The sequence below is a fragment of the Luteimonas sp. RIT-PG2_3 genome, from assembly GCF_054902115.1.
On the sequence record NZ_JBUBPF010000002.1, the window covers coordinates 70,010 to 87,671 of the forward strand.

Genomic DNA, 17,662 nt, shown 5'->3' on the forward strand with positions numbered 1-17,662 from the left:
GGGCCACGAAGGGCCCTGTGGCGGTGTGCTGGGGACGAGTGGAGGGCCTGCCGGGACGAAACGGGCGGGCATCCGGGCATGTCCAAGTAGAATGCGCCCATGTCCGATGTGTCTTCCGCTGCCCCGGTCAGCGGCCCCGAGCGCTACCTTGCGATCCGCCGCCCGGTCGAGGTCGGCTACTGGATCGTCAACTGCCTGCTGGCGGCGATCGGCAATACCGCCACCGCGCGGATCGATATCGATCGCGCCGGGCTCGATTTCGCAGCGTGGCAGGTCGCGAGCTGGGAAGTCAGCAGCTCATTGTCGGTGCTCTTGCTGGCCCCCCTGGTGATCTGGTTCACCGCGCGCTGGGCGGTGCATTTCGACAACTGGCAGCGGCGGATCCCGCTCTATGTGTTCGCCAGCCTGGCCTGGTCGATGCTGCACGTGCTGCTGATGGTCAGCATGCGCAAGCTGGTCTACCTGTGGCATGGCGATGCCTATGTCTTCGACTGGGCATTCGGCTACGAGTACATCAAGGATGCCCGCACGTTCTTTGGCATCGTCGTGCTGCTGCACGTCTACCGGCTGCTGGTGCGGCGGCTGCAGGGCGAGGCTTCGCTGCTGGCCGCGCCCGATGCCGGTCCGCCGTTGGAGTCGCTGGAGCGGCCGGAACGATTCCTGGTGCGCAAGCTGGGCCGCGAGTTCCTGGTCGCCGCCAGCGACATCGAGTGGGTGCAGGCCGCCGGAAACTACGCCAACCTGCACATGCGTGGCCGGGTCTATCCGCTGCGCAGCACATTGACCGAGCTCCAGGCCAGGCTGGATCCGGCGCATTTCGTCCGCGTGCACCGCAGCCACCTGGTGAACCTGTCGCAGATCGCGTCGATCGAACCGCTCGACAGCGGTGATGCGCGCATCCACCTGCGCGATGGCACTCAGGTACCCTGCAGTCGACGTTATCGCGAAGCATTGCGCCAGCGGTCCTAGGCGCTCGCGCATACCGGACGCGGCTGTGCCGTGCGACGACGTCAGTCGGTTTGCAGGGTCGCTGGCGGCCGCCACGAAAAGATCAGTAACACCAGTCCGGTGATGATGAAGATCGCCGCGCCCGACAGCACGAAGGGGTCGGCGTACCACATCGACGAGAACGTGAACTCGCCGGCGTTGATGCGCTTCCAGTGGTTGAAGTGCTGCATGCAGGCAACGACCAGACCGAAGATCGCGAACACGGCCGCGAGATAGCGGGCTGCCCAGTGGCGCGGATCGGGCAGCAGCAGCAACAGGCCCAGCAGGCCGATCATGCTGCGCTGCACGCGGCAGTAGGGGCATTTGTAGACCAGCCCGGCGAGGTCCACCGCCCAGGTCAGTGCGCTGATCGCGATCGCCACCAGGGCGATCGTCCTGGCATGGCGGTGCAGGGTTTCAAGCGTAGGCATGACGGGGCTCCCGGGCCGGTGGCGGCGTGGCCCGACGACGGGCCTGGTGGACGCTGCGCCGACAATAGCAGGCGGGCGGGTGTCGGCGTCCACTCGCCTGCGTCAGCGCGCGAGGGCGGGACTGCGACTACTTCTGGCGCGCGCGCGCGAAGGCGTCGGCCAGCGCGTTGTTGGCCGGCGCCGCCGATGCCGCTGGCTTGCCCTGCGCCGGGCGTCCGCTGTCGCGCCCGCCACGAAGGGGGCCGGAACGGACGCCGCCACGGTTGTCTCCGCGCTGCTCGGTGCGGGGCTCCCCGCGCGCCGGCTTCTCGCCGGGTACGTCGTCGAGTCGACGCGTCAGTGCGATGCGCTTGCGCGCGACATCGACCTCGAGCACCTTGACCTTGACGATGTCGCCGGCCTTGACCACGTCGCGCGGATCCTTGACGAAGGTGTCCGACAGCGCCGAGATGTGGACCAGCCCATCCTGGTGCACGCCGATGTCGACGAAGGCGCCGAACGCGGCGACGTTGCTGACCACGCCTTCGAGGATCATGCCCACGCGCAGGTCCTTGATGTCCTCGACGCCATCGGCGAACTGTGCGGCCTTGAACTCGGGTCGCGGATCGCGGCCGGGCTTTTCCAGTTCCTTCAGGATGTCGCGCACGGTCGGCAGTCCGAACTGCTCGTCGGTGAACTGCTCGGCCTTGAGCGTGCGTACGAAGCCACTGTCGCCGACGATCGCCTTGACGTCGCGGCCACTGCCGCTGGCGATGCGTTCGACCACCGGATAGGCCTCGGGATGCACCGCGGAGGCATCGAGCGGTTCGTCGCCGTCGGCGATGCGCAGGAAGCCCGCGCACTGCTCGAAGGTCTTGTCGCCCAGCCGCGCGACTTTCAACAGGTCCTTGCGACGCTTGAACGGGCCGTTGGCGTCGCGATGCACGACGATGTTCTCGGCGACCGTGGACGACAGGCCGGACACGCGCGCCAGCAGCGCGCTCGATGCGGTATTGACGTGCACGCCGACCGCGTTGACGCAGTCTTCGACCCGGGCGTCGAGCGCACGCGCGAGCCGGTACTGGTCGACGTCGTGCTGGTACTGGCCGACACCGATCGCCTTGGGATCGATCTTGACCAGTTCGGCCAGCGGATCCTGCAACCGGCGCGCGATCGAGACCGCGCCACGCAGCGAGACATCGAGCCCGGGGAATTCCTTCGCGGCCAGTTCCGAGGCCGAGTACACCGACGCGCCGGCTTCGCTGACGACGATCTTCTGCAGCTTCAGTTCGGGTGCCAGCTTGATGACATCGGCGGCCAGCTTGTCGGTCTCGCGCGAGGCGGTGCCGTTGCCGATCGCGATCAGCTGCACGCCATGCTCGGCGCACAGCCGGCGCAGTGTGTGCACCGACTGGTCCCATTGTCGACGCGGTTCGTGCGGATAGATCGTGTCGGTTGCGACGACCTTGCCGGTGGCATCGACGATCGCGATCTTGCAACCGGTGCGGATGCCCGGATCGAGGCCGAGCACGGTCTTGGGTCCGGCCGGCGCCGCTAACAGCAGGTCCTTGAGGTTGTCGCCGAACACGTCGATCGCTTCGGCCTCGGCCTTCTCGCGCGCCTGGCCGAACAGGTCGATGGTCAGGTGCAGGTGCAGCTTCGCGCGCCAGGTCAGCCGGCAGGCGTTGAGCAGCCAGGCATCGGCGTTGCGGCCCTGGCTGGCGATGCCGGCATGCAGGGCGATGCGGCCTTCGGCATAGGCATTGCCCTGCTCGATGTCGCTGCCCGGGTCGAGGTCCAGCGTCAGGAATTCCTCGCGACGGCCGCGGAACAGCGCCAGCAGGCGATGCGACGGAATCCTGCCCAGTGCTTCGGCATGGTCGTAGTAGTCGCGGAATTTCTCGCCGGCCGCTTCCTTGCCTTCGACGACCTTGGCGCGGATCACGCCGTTGCCGGTCAGCCAGTCACGCAGCTCGCCGAGCAGCGCGGCATCCTCACCCCAGCGCTCCATCAGGATCGCGCGCGCGCCTTCCAGGGCAGCCTTGACGTCGGCCACGCCCTTGTCGGCATCGACGAAGCCTTCGGCGAAGGTCTCGGGGACCCGCGTGGGATCATCGAGCAGGCCGTCGGCCAGCGGCTCCAGTCCGGCCTCGCGCGCGATCTGTGCACGCGTGCGGCGCTTGGGCTTGTACGGCAGGTACAGATCCTCGAGCCGCGCCTTGCTGTCGGCGGCTTCGATGTCGCCGCGCAGCGCGTCGCTGAGCTTGCCCTGTTCGTCGATGCTGGTCAGGATCGCGGCGCGTCGCTCCTCGAGCTCGCGCAGGTAGGTCAGCCGCGTCTCCAGGTTGCGCAACTGGGTGTCGTCGAGACCGCCGGTGACTTCCTTGCGGTAACGGGCGATGAACGGCACCGTCGCGCCTTCATCGAGGAGCGCGATCGCGGCGACCGCCTGCTCGCGCTTCGCGCCGATCTCGTCTGCGATGATGGCGGAGATCCTGCTGAAGTCGGGCTTGCGCACCGGCGCTGGAGTGATTGCTTGCATTGCGTCCATCGACTGCACGGCCATCCGCCGCGAACGGGCGATTGTGGCAATGCCGGCGCGATAGCGGAACCCGTTGACAAGCGCAGCCGGGAACGCTTCCGACTGGCCCTAGCCTGAGGTCCCGGGACGCGGGCGGCGGCGCCATGGCAGCGGCAGCCCGAGCAGGAACAGCGACAGCCAGGCCAGCCGGCTGGACGGGGTTTCGTCTTCGACGACGGCCGCGCTGCCGGCAGGCCCGGAGTCGTCGTCGATCGCGTAGTCGCCGCATTCATGCGCGTCCAGCAGTGCGCGGGCGCGCTGCCATTGCGCCTCGGGCACGCGCAGCCGGATGCCGCCGGTGGCAATGCGCCATTCCCAGTTCGCCAGCGCCATGTGCTCGCCATCGAGCGAGGCGTCGATGCCTTCCGACTGCAGCAGGCCCAGCACGATGCGGGCCTCGATGGGGTCGGTGTAACTGGTCAGCAGCATAGTCATTTCAGCAGCCTACATCCCGGCGGGGCTTGCCTGGGCTACGCTATGAACACGTCATACAGTTTGCAGAGGGTGTCATGTTGCGACGCACATTCATTGCCCTTGCCGCCATGGCGGCGCTTGCCGGTTGCGGCGGCGAGCCCGAGCAGGCCAGCGCGCCCGCAGCGCCCGCCCTGCGCGCCGATGTCGCCGCGCCCAGCGTGGTTGGCGAGTGGGTGATGCCGGTGCTGCAGCCGGGTTCGGCGTCGGCCGACCTGTCGTCCACGCCCGACGGCCGCCTGCTGATGAGCTGGATCAACTCCCAGCGCGGGCGACGGCACATCCTGCAGTTCTCCAGCTACGACCCGGGCCTGCAGCGCTGGATGCACGCGCCGACGACGATCGCGGTGGGCAACAGCATGTTCGTCAACTGGGCCGACACGCCGCACATCGTGTCGGCCAACGATGGCGCGCTGTGGGCGCACTGGCTGCAGAAGAACGCCGAAGCGCCCTACGCCTACGACGTCGTGCTGAGCCGGTCGCGCGATGGCGGCTCCAACTGGAGCCCGCCGCAGATTCCGTACGACGACCGCTCCGAGACCGAGCACGGGTTCGTCTCGATGTGGCCGCAGGGCGACAGCGGCATCGGCATGGCGTGGCTGGACGGCCGCAACACCAAGCCTGCCGCGACCTCCAGGCCTACCGGCGATACCGCGCAGGGCGATCACGCCGCGCATGCGGGCGCGATGACGCTGCGGGCCACCGTGCTGGATGGGCAACTGCAGCGCAGTGGCGATGCCGAACTCGACGCGATGACCTGCGACTGCTGCCAGACCGATGTCGCGGCGACCGCGCAGGGAGCGCTGCTGGTCTACCGCGGGCGCACCCAGGACGAGATCCGCGACATCCTGGTCACGCGCTTCGATGGCAAGGCCTGGACGCCGCCGCTGCGCGTGCATGCCGACGACTGGAAGATGCCGGCCTGCCCGGTCAACGGACCCGCGATCGCCGCACAGGGCGATGCGGCCGTCGTCGCCTGGTACACCGTCGCTGGCGACACGCCGCTGGTGCGGATTGCGCTGAGCCGCGATGCCGGCGCCTCGTTCGCGCCGCCGGTCGAACTCGATCGTGGCGAGGCGGTGCAGGGACGCGTCGATGTCGCGCTCGACAGCCAGCAGGCCTGGATCCTGTGGGTGCGCGAGAGCGACGGCCAGCAGTCGTTGTGGCTGTCGCGCCGCAGCCTGGACCTGGCGCAGGAATACGAGCGCATCGAACTGGCGCAATTGAAGGGCACGGGGCGCGGCACCGGCTTCCCGAAGCTCGCGGTGCATGGCGGCATCGCCCATGTGCTGTTCACCGACGTCGTCGATGGCGTCGCCGGGCTGCGCGGCCTGCGGGTGCTGCCGGCGACGCAGTAGCGATCAGTGCGTGCGGGCGTCGCTTCCGAGCAGGAGCGTTCACGTTGTCGGCGCAGCAACGCTCAGGCGCGATGCGCCGCGCCCTCAGGCCGTCTGCGCCTCATGGCGTGCATCCACATACACCCAGGCCTGCTCGCCGGAGGCGAGGTCGGCCAGCACGCGGCGATAGGCGGTAACTTCATAACGGTCCGCATCGGCCAGTTCCTGGTCGCTGATCTCGAACACCATGCCGTCCACGCGCTGCGACCTGTCCGCGCTGGCGCGGACGATCGGATGATGGGTCTTGCCGCTGGTGGCGACGACGCCGGCATCCTCGATCAGCACCATCGACTGCGAGAAACCGAGCAACTGGTCCCGGCGGCCGGCCAACAGGCGGCCAAAGGTGGACAGCTGGACGTTGTCCTGCTGCAGCGTGCCGTAGGAGAAAAGCAGGGGCATGGTCGAGGGCGTGGCGGCGGGTCCTCGATGATACGGCGGGGCGTGGCTCAGCTGGCGAAGTATCCGGTCAGCTGGACGCCGAACAGCAGCAGGCCGGCCAGGATCAACAGGCTGTTGACGGCGTAGGCATGGCGCTGGCACGAGGCGGTCCGCCGCCACAGGTCCAACCCGACCAGCATCACCGCCAGCGCGGCGAACTGGCCGAACTCAACGCCGACATTGAACGCCAGGATGTTGCCGACCAGGCCATCGCGCGACAGCGACAACGCCTGCAGCTTGGTTGCCAGGCCGAACCCGTGCACCAGCCCGAAGGCCAGCACCGCCGCGCGTGGATCGATGCGGATGCCCAGGCGCTGGAAGCCTCCGAGGTTGTCGAAGCCCTTGTAGACCACCGACAGACCGATTACCGCATCGACCAGCCAGGGATTGGCGGGAACGCTGGCCAGCACGCCGAGCAGCAGCGTGAGGCTGTGGCCGACCGCGAACAACGTCACGTAGATCGCCACGTCGCGGAAGCGCTGCAGGAAGAACACCACCCCGAACAGGAACAGCAGGTGGTCGTATCCGGTGACCATGTGCTTGGCGCCCAGATACGCGAACGGGAGCGGATGGAAACCGGAAATGCGTTCGAGGAACGCGGCGTCCTGGCCTTCCACGCCGTGTCCGAAGGCGGCGAAGCTGGCGAGCAGCAGCCCCGGTGCCAGCCAGCGCGCTATTGTCCAGCGGGCCATCGTCCGGCGCGCCAGTGTCATTGCGCCTTCTTGCCGTAGTCGACGAGGTTGCGGTGGTAACCGGTGACGCGCAGCTGGATCACGATCGGATGGTCGCTGACGTTGAGCCAGTACCAGCCGTGCTCGCCGGAGAACGGCGCGACCAGCGAACCGCTGCCGCGCTTGCCCCCGTCCTGCAGCTCCTCGTACCGGACCCAGTAGTCCTTGCCGGCCTGCGGATCGTGGCCATGAAAGTCGGTATAGACGGCGCCGTCCTCGACCTGCCAGTCGAAGACGATGACCTGGCCGCCGTCGAGCACGGTCTTGATCTCGGTCTCCTCGTCCAGACCCAGCGTGACCGTCAGCGTGTCGGTGCGCGGCGCGGCCGCGTGTCCCTGGAACACGGCCGGATTGGGCAGCGGCACCGGCTTGCCGAAATCCGGGATCGCGACCTCGCGGTAGCGCTCGTTGCCGCCGACGCTGTCCGTGAACCGCAGCGTCCGCGTCGGGCCTTCGCGCAACCCGTCAAGGCCCAGCCGCTTGCCGATGCCGGTGGGGTCGATGGCGTACTCGGCCGGCAGCACGACGGTGACCAGCAACAGCGCTGCCGCCACGATGAGCAGCAGCAACGTGGTCAACAGCTTGCGGCGGGAGGGAGCGGGAGACTGGCTCATGGGCGATGCCGATGCGGGAGAGGCCGCAGGCAACGGGGCGCGACGGCAGGGAGCGGATGTTATCGCCCTCGCGCGGCCGCGCTTGATGACGCCTTGTCACCTGATGATGACGCCTGCGCCACGCATCGATGCGGTCCATGCCTGCGTCCGCGTCCGTGCATGCAGACTCAACGCACTGTCAGGTCTTTGCGGTCTGCAGCGAGACCTGCTTCCTGCCGCCGTCCAGCCACTGCGTCCCGGCCTCGCTGAAACCGAAGCGGTCGTGGAAGGCGCGCGACGCCGGGTTCGGCGGTTCGATGTTGTATTCGCAGGTGATCGTGTCCAGGCCCTGCGCACGTGCGAACGCGAACATGTCGCGATACAGCTGGCTGCCGATGCCCAGGCCGGCGTAGCCCGCAGCGACGACGATGCGGTCGACATACAGGAATCCGCCCAAGCGCTCGACGAACCAGCGGTAGTTGTGGCTGTCGTAGGGCTTGCCCTCGCGCAGCGCGATCAGGAAGCCGGCAACGCTGCCATCGACGACCGCAACCCTGCAGTAGTCGGATAGCCCCACCAGCCATTGCAGGCGCGCCATGTCCAGCACGCTAGTCTGCTGCTGCTCGACACGGTTGTGCGCCAGGATATCCGGCAGATCGGCGGCGACGGCATCGCGGATCAGCGTCATCGGGGGATTCCTGCAGAGGGGAGCGGCATGAGGGCCGCACATGCGGCCTGCGATCCGCCCACGACAGTGGGCAGGACCGCAGGCCTTCGACGCGGGTGTTGTACCCGCGTGGGGCGACTCAGCGGGTGCCGCCCTCGGTGGCCGGCTTTCCGCCCGCCCGGCTGGCCGCGCCGACGAAATCGCCGGCCGCGAAGACCGAGATCTCCGCCGGCTTCAGGTGGCGTGCCAGCGCGGCACGCACGCTGTCGGGCGTCTGCGCGCGCAGGTCGGCTTCGAACTTCGCCGCGTCGGCCATCGTGCGGTCGAGGTACAGGTTGCTGGCCAGCAGCGCGACCAGCTCGCCGTCGTTGGCGCGCGAAGTGCGACGTGCCTTCAGCATGCCGTCCAGCGCCTCGTCGAACTCGGTCTGGGTGACGCCTTCGGCCACGATCTTCGCCACTTCCTCGCGGAAGGCGGCCTCCACCTTGGCGACGTTCTCCGGCGCTGCAATGGCGTAGGCGAAGAAGCTGCCGGACTCGTCGATCGCGCTGGCACTGAAACTGGACCCGACGCCATAGCTCAGGCCTTCGCGCTGGCGGATGCGGTCGGCCAGGCGCGATTTCAGCGAGCCGCCGCCGAGGATGTAGTTGCCCAGCACCAGCGCCGGATAGTCCGCATGGTCCTGGCCCACCGGCATCGGCAGCGTCGCCAGGAACATCGCATTGGGCTTGTCCGGGGTCTCGATCGCTTCGCGCACCGCGGGCTTGCCGTAGTAGGGCGACGGAATCCGCGTGAACGCCTTGGCGGCGTTCCAGTCGCCGAACAGCCTGGCGACCTGCGCCTGCACCTGCGCGGCATCGACATCGCCGATCACCGCGATGCTGGCACCGGCGGCGCCGTAGAAGCTGCTGTGGAACGCGCGCAGGTCGTCGAGCTTCACCGCCTGCAGCGCCGCCAGGTCTTCCTCGACCGTGGTCGCGTAGTACGGATGTCCTTTAGGCCAGCGGTTGTAGTAGCGCCCCATCGCGCGGCTGGCGATGGCGTTGGGCTCGGTCATGCTGCTGCGCAGGTCGGTGATGGCCTGGGTGCGCAACTGCGCGAATTCGTTGTCGGGCAGGGTCGGTTGCTTCAGCAGGGTCGCGACCAGTTCCAGCAGGGCCGGGAAGTTGTCGTGGTCGGTATTGGCGACCACCGAGACCTGGGTGGGGCCACCCCCGATGTCGAGTTCGGACTTCAGCGCGACCAGGCGGCTGGAGATCGCCGAGCGGTCCAGGCCCTGGGTGCCGCGCATCAGCATGTCGGCCAGCAGGCTGGCCGCGGTATCGCGGTCGGTCAGCGAGGCCTCGTCGCCAAGGCGCAGGTCGATGCGCAGCTGCACCGAGCGGCCGCGCGTGGATTTCGACAGCACCGACAGCTCGGCCTTGTTGTCCAGCGTGAACGACTGTGTGCGCTGGTCGATGTTGGCAGGCGAGGGATCGAACGCCTCGCCGGCCGCCACCGCTTCCTTGCCGACATAATCCTTCAGCAGCGTGGCCGCGCTGGGCGCTTCGGCAATGGTCACGCGATCGGGCTTGTCGGTCGGGATGAAGCGGCCGGTGCTGCGGTTCTCGGGCTTGAGGTAGGTTGCGGCGACGCGCGCGACGTCGGCCAGCGTGACCTGCTCGACACGGTCGCGGCCGAGCAGGAACAGGCGCCAGTCGCCCTGTGCGATGGCTTCCGACAGCGCCACGCCGATCGCGTTGGGGTCGCGCATCGACACTTCGTAGTTGGTCAGCATGCGCTGGCGCGCTTCGGCAACTTCGGCCTCGGTGATCGGCTTGCGTGCGCTATGTTCAACGATGTCGACCATCGACGCTTCCAGTGCGTCCAGGTCCGACTCGGCCGGGGCTTCGGCGAACACCATGAAGTAGCCGGGCTCGTCCATCGCGAACTCGATGTTGGCCACGCTGGTGGCCTTGCCGGCATCGACCAGCGCTTTGTGCAGGCGGCCGTTCGGGGTATGGCCGAGCACTTCGCCCAGCACGCTGAGCGCGGCGCTGTCGGCGTGGCGGCTGGCCGGCATGTGATAGCCCAGCGCGAGGTAGGGGGTCTTGCCGACCCGGCGGATGCTGACGCTGCGTTGGCCGTCCTGCGCGGGTTCGCGGGTGTAGGTGTCCTGCAGCTTGCGGGTCGGCCGGGCGAGCTTGCCGAAACTGTCGGCAACCAACGTCAGCGTTGCTTCGGGATCGAAATCGCCGGCGATCACCAGCACCGCGTTGTCGGGCTGGTAGAAGTTGCGGTAGAACGCCTGCAGCCGCTCGATCGGCACGTTCTCGACGTCCGCGCGCGCGCCGATCGTGGAGTTGCCGTAGTTGTGCCAGATGTAGGCGGTCGACATCAGCCGCTGCAACAGGATCCGGAACGGATTGTTCTCGCCCGATTCCATTTCGTTGCGCACCACGGTCATCTCGCTGTCGAGGTCCTTGCGCGAGATATGCGAATGCACCATGCGATCGGCTTCCATCTGCAGCAGCCACTGCAGCGTCGCCGGATCGGTGGCGAAGCTGGCGAAATAGTTGGTGCGATCCAGCCAGGTCGTGCCGTTGAAACGGATGCCGCGCTTCTTCAGGTCGCCGGTGATGTCGGGATGCGTCGGCGTGCCCTTGAACACCAGGTGTTCCAGCAGGTGCGCCATGCCGGTCTCGCCGTAGTTCTCATGCCGCGATCCCACCAGGTAGGTCACGTTGACGGTGGTGACCGGCTTGCTCGGGTCCGGGAACAGTACGACCCGCAGGCCGTTGTCGAGGGCGTACTCGGAGATGCCTTCGGCCGATGCCACCGGCGTCGCGGCTTGCGGTCCCTTGGCGTGAACGGGAAGCACCAGCGACAGCACGAGCAGGGCGCCCAAGCCCATAGAATGGCGAAATCTCATCGAAACAGATCCCTGGAACATGGAAATTGGCGCCCAACATAGCAAAAACATCACGTCCGACCGCATGCCGGACGTGCCTGTCGACGACGTTGAGGTGCTCTTTCGCGATCAATGGCTGGCAGTGGTCAACAAACCGGCCGGATTGATGGCGCACGACAGCCGGCTGGCGCGTGGCGAGACCGATTTCCTGGCCGATCGACTGAAGGCGCAGTTCGGTGGTCCGATCCATCTGGTGCACCGGCTCGACCGTGCGACCAGTGGTTGCCTGCTGCTGGCTTTCGACCGCGAGAGCGCGTCGCTGCTGGGCAAGTCGCTGATGGCACGCGATGTCGACAAGGCCTACCTGGCGGTCTGCCGCGGCTGGCCCGAGGATGCGTTCACGATCGACCATGCCATCGATGGTGGTCCCGGCAAGCCCGAGAAAAAGCCGGCGATCACACACTTCACCCGGCTGGCATCGGCCGAGTTGTCATTGCCGTCGCAGGGGTTCGAGACCTCGCGCTACGCATTGCTGGGCGCGCAACCGGAAACCGGCCGCTTCCGGCAGATCCGCCGTCATCTCAAGCACGCCTCGCATCACCTGATCGGCGATACCAGCCATGGCGATGGCCGCCACAACCGCAGTTTCCGCATGCTGGGCATCCACCGCATGCTGCTGCATGCGCGCCGGCTGGCGTTCCAGCATCCGCATCGTGATGAGCGCATCGTCGCCACCGCGCCGCTCGATGCCGAATTCACTCGGGCGCTGGCGTTGTTCGAGGGCTTCCGGCTGGATTGACGCCGGACGCGGCGCGCCGGACCCGCAGGAAAAACGTTACTTCTTGTCATTGGCCTCGGCGGCCGCCGCATTGCGGATGTCGCGTTCCAGCTCCTGCAGCATCGGCACGATCAACGACTGCACGGCCTGCATGGTGTTCTGCATCAGCAGCGGCATCTTGTCGAGCATGCTCTGTCCTGCGGGCGTGCTGTAGAAATCGGCCATTGCGTCGATCTCGCTGCCCTCGAACGTCTGCGTATAGAGGGTGCGGTACAGCGGTTCCAGCTTCTCCCACGACAACGCGCGGGTCACCGCGGCCGACGATTGTTGCAGCGTCTGGTCGAGCTGCGCACGCTGGTCGGCGGACAGTTCCTGCCCGGCGGTCAGCTGTTGGACCATCTGGCGTTGCGAGGCCTCGATCTGCGGCAGCATCGCCGCGACCGTGTCCTTGGCGCGCATCACGGTCAGCAGCCTGTCGACTTGCTCGGCTGTGGGTGGCGCGGCGAATGCAGCGGCCGGACCCAGGCACAGTGTTGCGCCGAGCAGCAGCGACGCGATCATTCTGTTCATCGATGTCCCTCCAGGACGTCTGGTGAAGCCTGATTGTAGCGGCAGGCCTCGGGCTCGCCGATGCAGGCGGCTCGAACGCTGCGCTGGCCGGCGCAGCGCTGGCCCTGCGGTGCGCTGGCCCTACACTACGCGGCGAAGGTGATCCGCCGATCGCCATTGCAGACCCCCGGAAGACCACGTCATGGAAGCGCCCGCCATCGAAGCGCCCGTCATTCCCGAGCACGAGCTGGTCGAGCGTTTCGTGCGCGCGAGCGGTCCGGGCGGGCAGAACGTCAACAAGGTCGCGACCGCGGTCGAGCTGCGTTTCGATGTCGCGCGCTCGCCGACGCTGAGCGAGCCGGTGCGTGCGCGCCTGCTGGCCAAGCGCGACCGCAGGATGACCGACGACGGGGTGATGGTCATCCAGGCCAGCCGCTTCCGCACCCAGGACCGCAACCGCCAGGACGCCCGCGAGCGCCTGGCCGGCTTCATCGCGACCGGCCTGCATGCGCCCAAGCCCAGGATCGCCACGCGCCCGGGGCGGGGCGCCAAGGAGCGCCGCCTCGGCGAGAAACGCGAGCGTAGTACGATCAAGCGCGAGCGCAGCAAGCGCGATTGGGATTGAGGGGCCGGCAGGCTTGGGAGGCGCATGACCGAGGTTGGGGGTGGCGGTAGAGATGTCGATGACCTGGTGCCGGCGCTTCCGCCGAATGCGCCGAGGGTCAAGCCCAATGCATTCACCCGCTGGCTGGGGCGCACCGCGTTGCGCCTGGGCGGCTGGCGTGTGGTCGGCACGCTGCCCGACGTGCCCCGGCTGGTGCTGATCGTGGCGCCGCATTCATCCAACTGGGACGGCTTCTGGGGATTCGCAGCCAAGCTCGCGATGGGATTCGAGGTGCGGGTGCTCGGCAAGGCCCAGCTGTTCTGGTGGCCGCTGGGCCCGCTGCTGCGCCGGCTCGGCGTGATTCCGCTGGATCGCAGCTCGCCACAGGGCACCGTGGAACAGGCCGGGGCGTTGATCCGCGGCGCCGACCGCATGTGGTACGCGCTGACGCCGGAAGGCACGCGCAAGCGCGTCGAACGCTGGAAAAGCGGCTTCTGGAAGATCGCCAAGGCCGCCGACGTGCCCATCCTGACGGCGTATTTCCATTATCCGGACAAGGTCATCGGCATCGGTCCGCTGTTCCAGCCCGGTGACGACATGCAAGCCGACATGCAGGCGCTGCGGACCTGGTACGCGCCCTGGATCGGCAAGAACCGCGGCACGACCTGAGGCGCTACGGGGCGCGCAAGGGTGTGCCGAAACTGGCGGGTTTCCACTTGCCACCCGCATCGACACTCCTCGTTAACGGGCCCATGCGTCATGCTTGGCGTTTCCCGGCCGGCCACCCGTGCCATCCATCGAGAGCGTTCCCATGCTGCGAAAGCTGATCCTGACCTCCGCCATCGCGCTGGCGCTTGCCGCCTGCGCTGACCGCACCTCAACCGAGTCCACGATGCCCGCTTCCCAGACCACTGCGCCGGCCTCCGGCGACAACGTCCTGCTTTCCGAAAGCACGCTGCCGTTCCAGGCGCCGGCATTCGACAAGCTCAAGGACGGCGACTACCAGCCTGCGATCGAAGAAGGTATGAAGCGGCACCTGGCCGAGATCCGCGAGATCGCCGACAACGACGAAGCGCCGACGTTCGCCAACACCATCGAAGCGATGGAGCGCAGCGGTGCCTTGCTGACGCGCGCGACCAGCGTGTTCTTCGCGCTTGCAGGCGCCAATACCAACGATACCCTGCAGGCGGCCGAGGAAGCGCTGTCGCCCAAGCTGGCCGAACACAGCGACGCAATCCACCTCGATCCGAAACTGTTCGCGCGCGTCAAGACGCTCTACGACCAGCGCGAGCTGCTGGGCCTGGATGCCGAGCAGAAGATGCTGATCGAGCATTACCAGCGTAACTTCGAACGCGCCGGTGCCTTGCTGTCGGATGCCGACAAGGCCGAGCTGCGCAAGCTCAACTCCGAGGAGTCCTCGCTGTCGACGGCGTTCGGCAACAAGCTGCTGGCAGCCGGCAATGCCGGCGGCGTGTGGGTGACCGATGTCGCGCAGCTCGAAGGCCTCGACGACGCGGCCATCGCTGCGGCGGCCGACGCCGCGAAGGCGGCCGGCAAGGACGGCCAATGGTTGCTGAGCCTGCAGAACACGACCCAGCAGCCGGTGCTGGGCTCGTTGAAAGACCGCGCGCTGCGCGAGCAGGTCATGGCGGCCTCGACCGGCCGCGCCGAGAAGGGCGACGGCAACGATACCCGCGCCACGATCCAGCGCCTGGCCGAACTGCGTGCGCGCAAGGCGCAGCTGCTGGGCTTCCCGAACTATGCCGCCTACAGCATCGCCGACCAGATGGCGGGCACCCCCGAGGTCGCGCTGAAACTGCTGACCGACACCGTGCCGGCCGCGACCGCGCGTGCGCGCGCCGAGCTGGCCAAGATCCAGGCCGTCGTCGACGCGCAGAAGGGCGGCTTCACCGCCGGGGCGGCCGATTGGGACTTCTATGCCGAGCAGGTGCGCCGCGCCGAGTTCGATCTCGACGAAGCCCGCATCAAGCCGTACTTCGAGCTCGACCGCGTGCTGCACGACGGCGTGTTCTTCGCCGCCAACCAGCTGTACGGCATCATCGCCAAGGAGCGCAAGGACATCCCGGTCTATCACCCGGACGTGCGCGTGTTCGACATCATGGATGCGGACGGTAAGCAGCTGGCGCTGTTCTACCTGGATCCGTTCAAGCGCGACAGCAAGCAGGGCGGCGCCTGGATGGGCAACTTCGTGGAGCAGGATGCGCTGACCGGCACGATCCCGGTGGTCTACAACGTCGAGAACTTCACCAAGCCCGCCGCCGGTCAGCCCGCGCTGCTGACCTGGGACGACACCACGACGCTGTTCCACGAGTTCGGCCACGCGCTGCATGGCTTCTTCTCGAAGACCAAGTACCCGAGCCTGGCCGGCACCAACGTGCCGCGCGACTTCGTCGAGTTCCCCTCGCAGTTCAACGAGCACTGGGCGCTCGATCCCAAGGTGTTCGCCAACTACGCCAAGCACTACCAGACCGGCGAAGCGATGCCCAGGGACCTCGTCGACAAGATCGTCAAGGCGCGCACGTTCAACCAGGGCTACGCGACCACCGAATACCTGTCGGCCGCGCTGCTCGACCTGGCCTGGCACATGCTGCCGGCCGGCGGCGCCAAGCAGGATGTCGACGCGTTCGAGAAGCAGGCGCTGGCGCAGTACAAGGTTGACCTGGCCGCGGTCCCGCCGCGCTACCGCACCAGCTATTTCAGCCATATCTGGGGCGGCGGCTACGCGGCCGGCTACTACGCCTACTTCGGCTCGGAAGTGCTCGATCACGACGCCTTCCAGTGGTTCAAGGAGCGTGGCGGACTGACCCGCGAGAACGGCCAGATCTTCCGCGACCGGATCCTGTCGATCGGCCATTCGCGCGACCTCGCCGTCGCCTATCGCGAATTCCGTGGACAGGACCCGAGCGTCGAGCCGCTGCTGGAACATCGTGGCCTGAAGTGATGCCGATAGGCGCGCGATGCCCGAGGGCGTCGCGCGCTGCGTCGATGCGCATCGTGACGTAGTGCGATGGCCTGAGGCGTGGCGATGCCGGTCCGGTCGCTGCGGCGTCGTCGCAGCACCGAAATCCAAAGGCAGGAATGCGCCATGTATCGTGTCATCCACGAGATTCCCGATGTCGAAACCTATCGCCGCCTGCGTGTCGACGCGGGCCTGAGCCCCAAGACGGCTTCAGCGGCTGCGCGCGGCCTGCCGGCATCGCTGTTCGCCGTGCAGGTGCTTGCCGGCGATGAGCCGGTCGGCATGGGGCGCGTCATCGGCGATGGCGGCTGCTTCTATCAGGTCGTCGACATCGCGGTGTCGCCTGCGCACCAGGGCCGGGGACTGGGCAAACGGATCATGGGCGAGATCGCCGGTTATCTGCGCGACCAGGTGCCGCCCAGCGGCTACGTCAGCCTGATCGCCGACTGCCAGGCACACGCGTTGTACGCGCAGTTCGGCTTCGTGCCGACCGCGCCGGCCAGTATCGGCATGGCCTGGATGCGGCCTGCACTGCAGGCCGACACCGACTGAGCCATCCGGCAAACCCGATCCAGGTCGACTCAGCGTTCCGAGTGCCCGCTGTCGTAGTAGTCGCGGCGCACGAACAGGTCCGGCTGCACCAGGTCGACGAACGCCCGCGCCTGCGGTGACAGCAGCTTGCCCTTGCGCATGACCACGCCATAGCTGCGTGCCGGGAAGAACTTGTCGAGCGGGCGCATCGCCAGCACGTCGCGGTCGGCCTCGTTGAGACAGATCGAGGAAATGATGCTGACGCCCATGCCCATCGCCACATACTGCTTGATGACTTCCCAGCCGCCGACCTCCAGCGCCACCCGGTAGGGCGTGCGGTGCTGCTGGAACACCTGGTCGACCAGCCGCCAGGTGACCTGGCGCTTGGGCGGCAGGATCAGGTCGTGGGCGGCGATGTCGGCAAGGCTCAGCGTCTCCAGCGCCGCCAGCGGATGGTCCGGTGGCGTGATCAAGACCTGGTCGAAGCGGTAGACCGGGGCGTAGCTCAGGTCGCCGGGGACATCGACCATCGAACCGAAGGCCAGGTCGACCGCGTTCTCGCGCAGCAGGTCGGTGCCGTCGGCGCTGATCGCGCTGTGCAGGATCAGGCGCACGTCGGGATGCTGGCGGCGGAAGTGGGCGACGATTTTCGGCAGCAGGTACAGCGTGGTCGTGCTGTTGGCGGCGATGTTGAGTTCGCCAGCGTCGAAGCCCTGCACCTGCTGGCGGAACGCCGCCGGCAACGCGTCCAGCCCGTCGACCAGCGGCCGCGCCAGCTCGTACAGCGCATCGCCCTCGCGGGTCGGGGTCAGGCGGCGGCCCACGCGCTCGAACAGGCGCACCCCCAGCTCCCGCTCCAGCGCCTGTAGCTGCAGCGTGATCGCCGGCTGGCTGACGTACAGGGCCTCCGCCGCCCGTGAGACCGAACCCAGGCGAGCGGTCTGGCAGAAGGCCCGCAACGGCTTCAAACGGTCGCTTTTGTAGGCAAATCGGGGCAGGGCGGCGTCGCCGGCAGGCATTGGTTTCATCAAATATAAGTTAAATTAATGAATTAC

The 17,662-nt window shown here is 67.6% G+C and carries 17 protein-coding genes; 7 read left to right on the forward strand and 10 right to left on the reverse strand.

Features of this window, described 5'->3' with window-relative positions:
- Nucleotides 1-99: 99 nt before the first annotated feature.
- Nucleotides 100-969 (forward strand): LytTR family DNA-binding domain-containing protein, encoded by an 870-nt coding sequence (locus ACYX7E_RS03155; RefSeq protein ID WP_462079105.1) that lies wholly within the window; start codon nt 100-102, stop codon nt 967-969.
- 41 nt (nt 970-1,010) lie between these two features.
- On the opposite strand, the gene ACYX7E_RS03160 is transcribed toward ACYX7E_RS03155, so the two are convergent.
- The 3 genes from ACYX7E_RS03160 to ACYX7E_RS03170 all read right to left on the reverse strand — a co-directional run bounded on the left by ACYX7E_RS03160 (nt 1,011) and on the right by ACYX7E_RS03170 (nt 4,413).
- Entirely contained in the window at nt 1,011-1,418 is a 408-nt protein-coding gene (locus ACYX7E_RS03160; RefSeq protein ID WP_462079106.1) for a hypothetical protein, read from the reverse strand.
- 127 nt (nt 1,419-1,545) lie between these two features.
- Nucleotides 1,546-3,939, reverse strand: a complete 2,394-nt coding sequence (locus tag ACYX7E_RS03165) for a Tex family protein (protein WP_462079107.1) — start codon at nt 3,937-3,939, stop codon at nt 1,546-1,548.
- Between the two features lie 108 nt (nt 3,940-4,047).
- A complete protein-coding gene (locus ACYX7E_RS03170) occupies nt 4,048-4,413 on the reverse strand; it encodes a putative signal transducing protein (RefSeq protein ID WP_462079108.1) in 366 nt (121 codons plus the stop codon).
- 74 nt (nt 4,414-4,487) lie between these two features.
- Between ACYX7E_RS03170 and ACYX7E_RS03175 the strand changes: the two genes are divergently transcribed.
- Nucleotides 4,488-5,807 carry a sialidase family protein gene (locus ACYX7E_RS03175; protein ID WP_462079109.1) on the forward strand — a complete coding sequence of 440 codons (1,320 nt, stop codon included), beginning with the start codon at nt 4,488-4,490 and terminating at the stop codon, nt 5,805-5,807.
- Nucleotides 5,808-5,891: 84 nt separating this feature from the next.
- On the opposite strand, the gene ACYX7E_RS03180 is transcribed toward ACYX7E_RS03175, so the two are convergent.
- The 5 genes from ACYX7E_RS03180 to ACYX7E_RS03200 form a co-directional block, all read right to left on the reverse strand.
- Nucleotides 5,892-6,245 carry a gamma-glutamylcyclotransferase family protein gene (locus tag ACYX7E_RS03180; RefSeq protein WP_462079110.1) on the reverse strand — a complete coding sequence of 118 codons (354 nt, stop codon included), beginning with the start codon at nt 6,243-6,245 and terminating at the stop codon, nt 5,892-5,894.
- A gap of 47 nt (nt 6,246-6,292) precedes the next feature.
- The gene (locus ACYX7E_RS03185) at nt 6,293-6,997 is read right to left on the reverse strand and encodes a HupE/UreJ family protein (RefSeq protein ID WP_462079111.1); all 705 of its coding nucleotides are present in this window, start codon (nt 6,995-6,997) and stop codon (nt 6,293-6,295) included.
- Entirely contained in the window at nt 6,994-7,629 is a 636-nt protein-coding gene (locus ACYX7E_RS03190; protein ID WP_462079112.1) for a hypothetical protein, read from the reverse strand. Before ACYX7E_RS03190 ends, ACYX7E_RS03185 begins: the two co-directional genes overlap by 4 nt.
- A 178-nt stretch (nt 7,630-7,807) precedes the next feature.
- Complete coding sequence (locus ACYX7E_RS03195; protein WP_462079113.1) at nt 7,808-8,296, reverse strand: GNAT family N-acetyltransferase; 489 nt, start codon at nt 8,294-8,296, stop codon at nt 7,808-7,810.
- A gap of 118 nt (nt 8,297-8,414) precedes the next feature.
- Complete coding sequence (locus tag ACYX7E_RS03200; RefSeq protein ID WP_462079114.1) at nt 8,415-11,186, reverse strand: M16 family metallopeptidase; 2,772 nt, start codon at nt 11,184-11,186, stop codon at nt 8,415-8,417.
- Between the two features lie 64 nt (nt 11,187-11,250).
- Between ACYX7E_RS03200 and ACYX7E_RS03205 the strand changes: the two genes are divergently transcribed.
- The gene (locus tag ACYX7E_RS03205; protein ID WP_462079115.1) at nt 11,251-11,964 is read left to right on the forward strand and encodes a pseudouridine synthase; all 714 of its coding nucleotides are present in this window, start codon (nt 11,251-11,253) and stop codon (nt 11,962-11,964) included.
- 36 nt (nt 11,965-12,000) lie between these two features.
- On the opposite strand, the gene ACYX7E_RS03210 is transcribed toward ACYX7E_RS03205, so the two are convergent.
- Nucleotides 12,001-12,513, reverse strand: a complete 513-nt coding sequence (locus tag ACYX7E_RS03210; RefSeq protein WP_462079116.1) for a DUF2059 domain-containing protein — start codon at nt 12,511-12,513, stop codon at nt 12,001-12,003.
- A 181-nt stretch (nt 12,514-12,694) separates the two neighbouring features.
- On the opposite strand from ACYX7E_RS03210, the gene arfB reads away from it, so the two are divergent.
- The 4 genes from arfB (at nt 12,695) to ACYX7E_RS03230 (ending at nt 16,628) form a co-directional block, all read left to right on the forward strand.
- Nucleotides 12,695-13,117: an alternative ribosome rescue aminoacyl-tRNA hydrolase ArfB gene (arfB, locus tag ACYX7E_RS03215; protein WP_462079117.1), complete on the forward strand. Its 423-nt coding sequence runs from the start codon at nt 12,695-12,697 to the stop codon at nt 13,115-13,117.
- A 24-nt stretch (nt 13,118-13,141) separates the two neighbouring features.
- Entirely contained in the window at nt 13,142-13,765 is a 624-nt protein-coding gene (locus tag ACYX7E_RS03220) for a lysophospholipid acyltransferase family protein (protein WP_462079118.1), read from the forward strand.
- 142 nt (nt 13,766-13,907) lie between these two features.
- Nucleotides 13,908-16,058 (forward strand): peptidyl-dipeptidase Dcp, encoded by a 2,151-nt coding sequence (gene dcp / locus ACYX7E_RS03225; protein ID WP_462079119.1) that lies wholly within the window; start codon nt 13,908-13,910, stop codon nt 16,056-16,058.
- Nucleotides 16,059-16,202: 144 nt separating this feature from the next.
- Nucleotides 16,203-16,628, forward strand: coding sequence for a GNAT family N-acetyltransferase (locus tag ACYX7E_RS03230; RefSeq protein ID WP_462079120.1), 426 nt, complete (start codon nt 16,203-16,205; stop codon nt 16,626-16,628).
- Nucleotides 16,629-16,657: 29 nt separating this feature from the next.
- Here ACYX7E_RS03230 and ACYX7E_RS03235 read toward each other — a convergent pair whose 3' ends face one another.
- Nucleotides 16,658-17,626 (reverse strand): LysR family transcriptional regulator, encoded by a 969-nt coding sequence (locus ACYX7E_RS03235; protein WP_462079463.1) that lies wholly within the window; start codon nt 17,624-17,626, stop codon nt 16,658-16,660.
- Nucleotides 17,627-17,662: the final 36 nt, after the last annotated feature.

Coding starts and splice junctions, on each gene's coding strand:
- ACYX7E_RS03155 (WP_462079105.1), top strand. CDS start 100: ATGTCCGATGTGTCTTCCGCTGCCCCGGTCAGCGGCCCCGAGCGCTAC.
- ACYX7E_RS03160 (WP_462079106.1), bottom strand. CDS start 1,418: ATGCCTACGCTTGAAACCCTGCACCGCCATGCCAGGACGATCGCCCTG.
- ACYX7E_RS03165 (WP_462079107.1), bottom strand. CDS start 3,939: ATGCAAGCAATCACTCCAGCGCCGGTGCGCAAGCCCGACTTCAGCAGG.
- ACYX7E_RS03170 (WP_462079108.1), bottom strand. CDS start 4,413: ATGACTATGCTGCTGACCAGTTACACCGACCCCATCGAGGCCCGCATC.
- ACYX7E_RS03175 (WP_462079109.1), top strand. CDS start 4,488: ATGTTGCGACGCACATTCATTGCCCTTGCCGCCATGGCGGCGCTTGCC.
- ACYX7E_RS03180 (WP_462079110.1), bottom strand. CDS start 6,245: ATGCCCCTGCTTTTCTCCTACGGCACGCTGCAGCAGGACAACGTCCAG.
- ACYX7E_RS03185 (WP_462079111.1), bottom strand. CDS start 6,997: ATGACACTGGCGCGCCGGACGATGGCCCGCTGGACAATAGCGCGCTGG.
- ACYX7E_RS03190 (WP_462079112.1), bottom strand. CDS start 7,629: ATGAGCCAGTCTCCCGCTCCCTCCCGCCGCAAGCTGTTGACCACGTTG.
- ACYX7E_RS03195 (WP_462079113.1), bottom strand. CDS start 8,296: ATGACGCTGATCCGCGATGCCGTCGCCGCCGATCTGCCGGATATCCTG.
- ACYX7E_RS03200 (WP_462079114.1), bottom strand. CDS start 11,186: ATGAGATTTCGCCATTCTATGGGCTTGGGCGCCCTGCTCGTGCTGTCG.
- ACYX7E_RS03205 (WP_462079115.1), top strand. CDS start 11,251: ATGCCGGACGTGCCTGTCGACGACGTTGAGGTGCTCTTTCGCGATCAA.
- ACYX7E_RS03210 (WP_462079116.1), bottom strand. CDS start 12,513: ATGAACAGAATGATCGCGTCGCTGCTGCTCGGCGCAACACTGTGCCTG.
- arfB (WP_462079117.1), top strand. CDS start 12,695: ATGGAAGCGCCCGCCATCGAAGCGCCCGTCATTCCCGAGCACGAGCTG.
- ACYX7E_RS03220 (WP_462079118.1), top strand. CDS start 13,142: ATGACCGAGGTTGGGGGTGGCGGTAGAGATGTCGATGACCTGGTGCCG.
- dcp (WP_462079119.1), top strand. CDS start 13,908: ATGCTGCGAAAGCTGATCCTGACCTCCGCCATCGCGCTGGCGCTTGCC.
- ACYX7E_RS03230 (WP_462079120.1), top strand. CDS start 16,203: ATGTATCGTGTCATCCACGAGATTCCCGATGTCGAAACCTATCGCCGC.
- ACYX7E_RS03235 (WP_462079463.1), bottom strand. CDS start 17,626: ATGCCTGCCGGCGACGCCGCCCTGCCCCGATTTGCCTACAAAAGCGAC.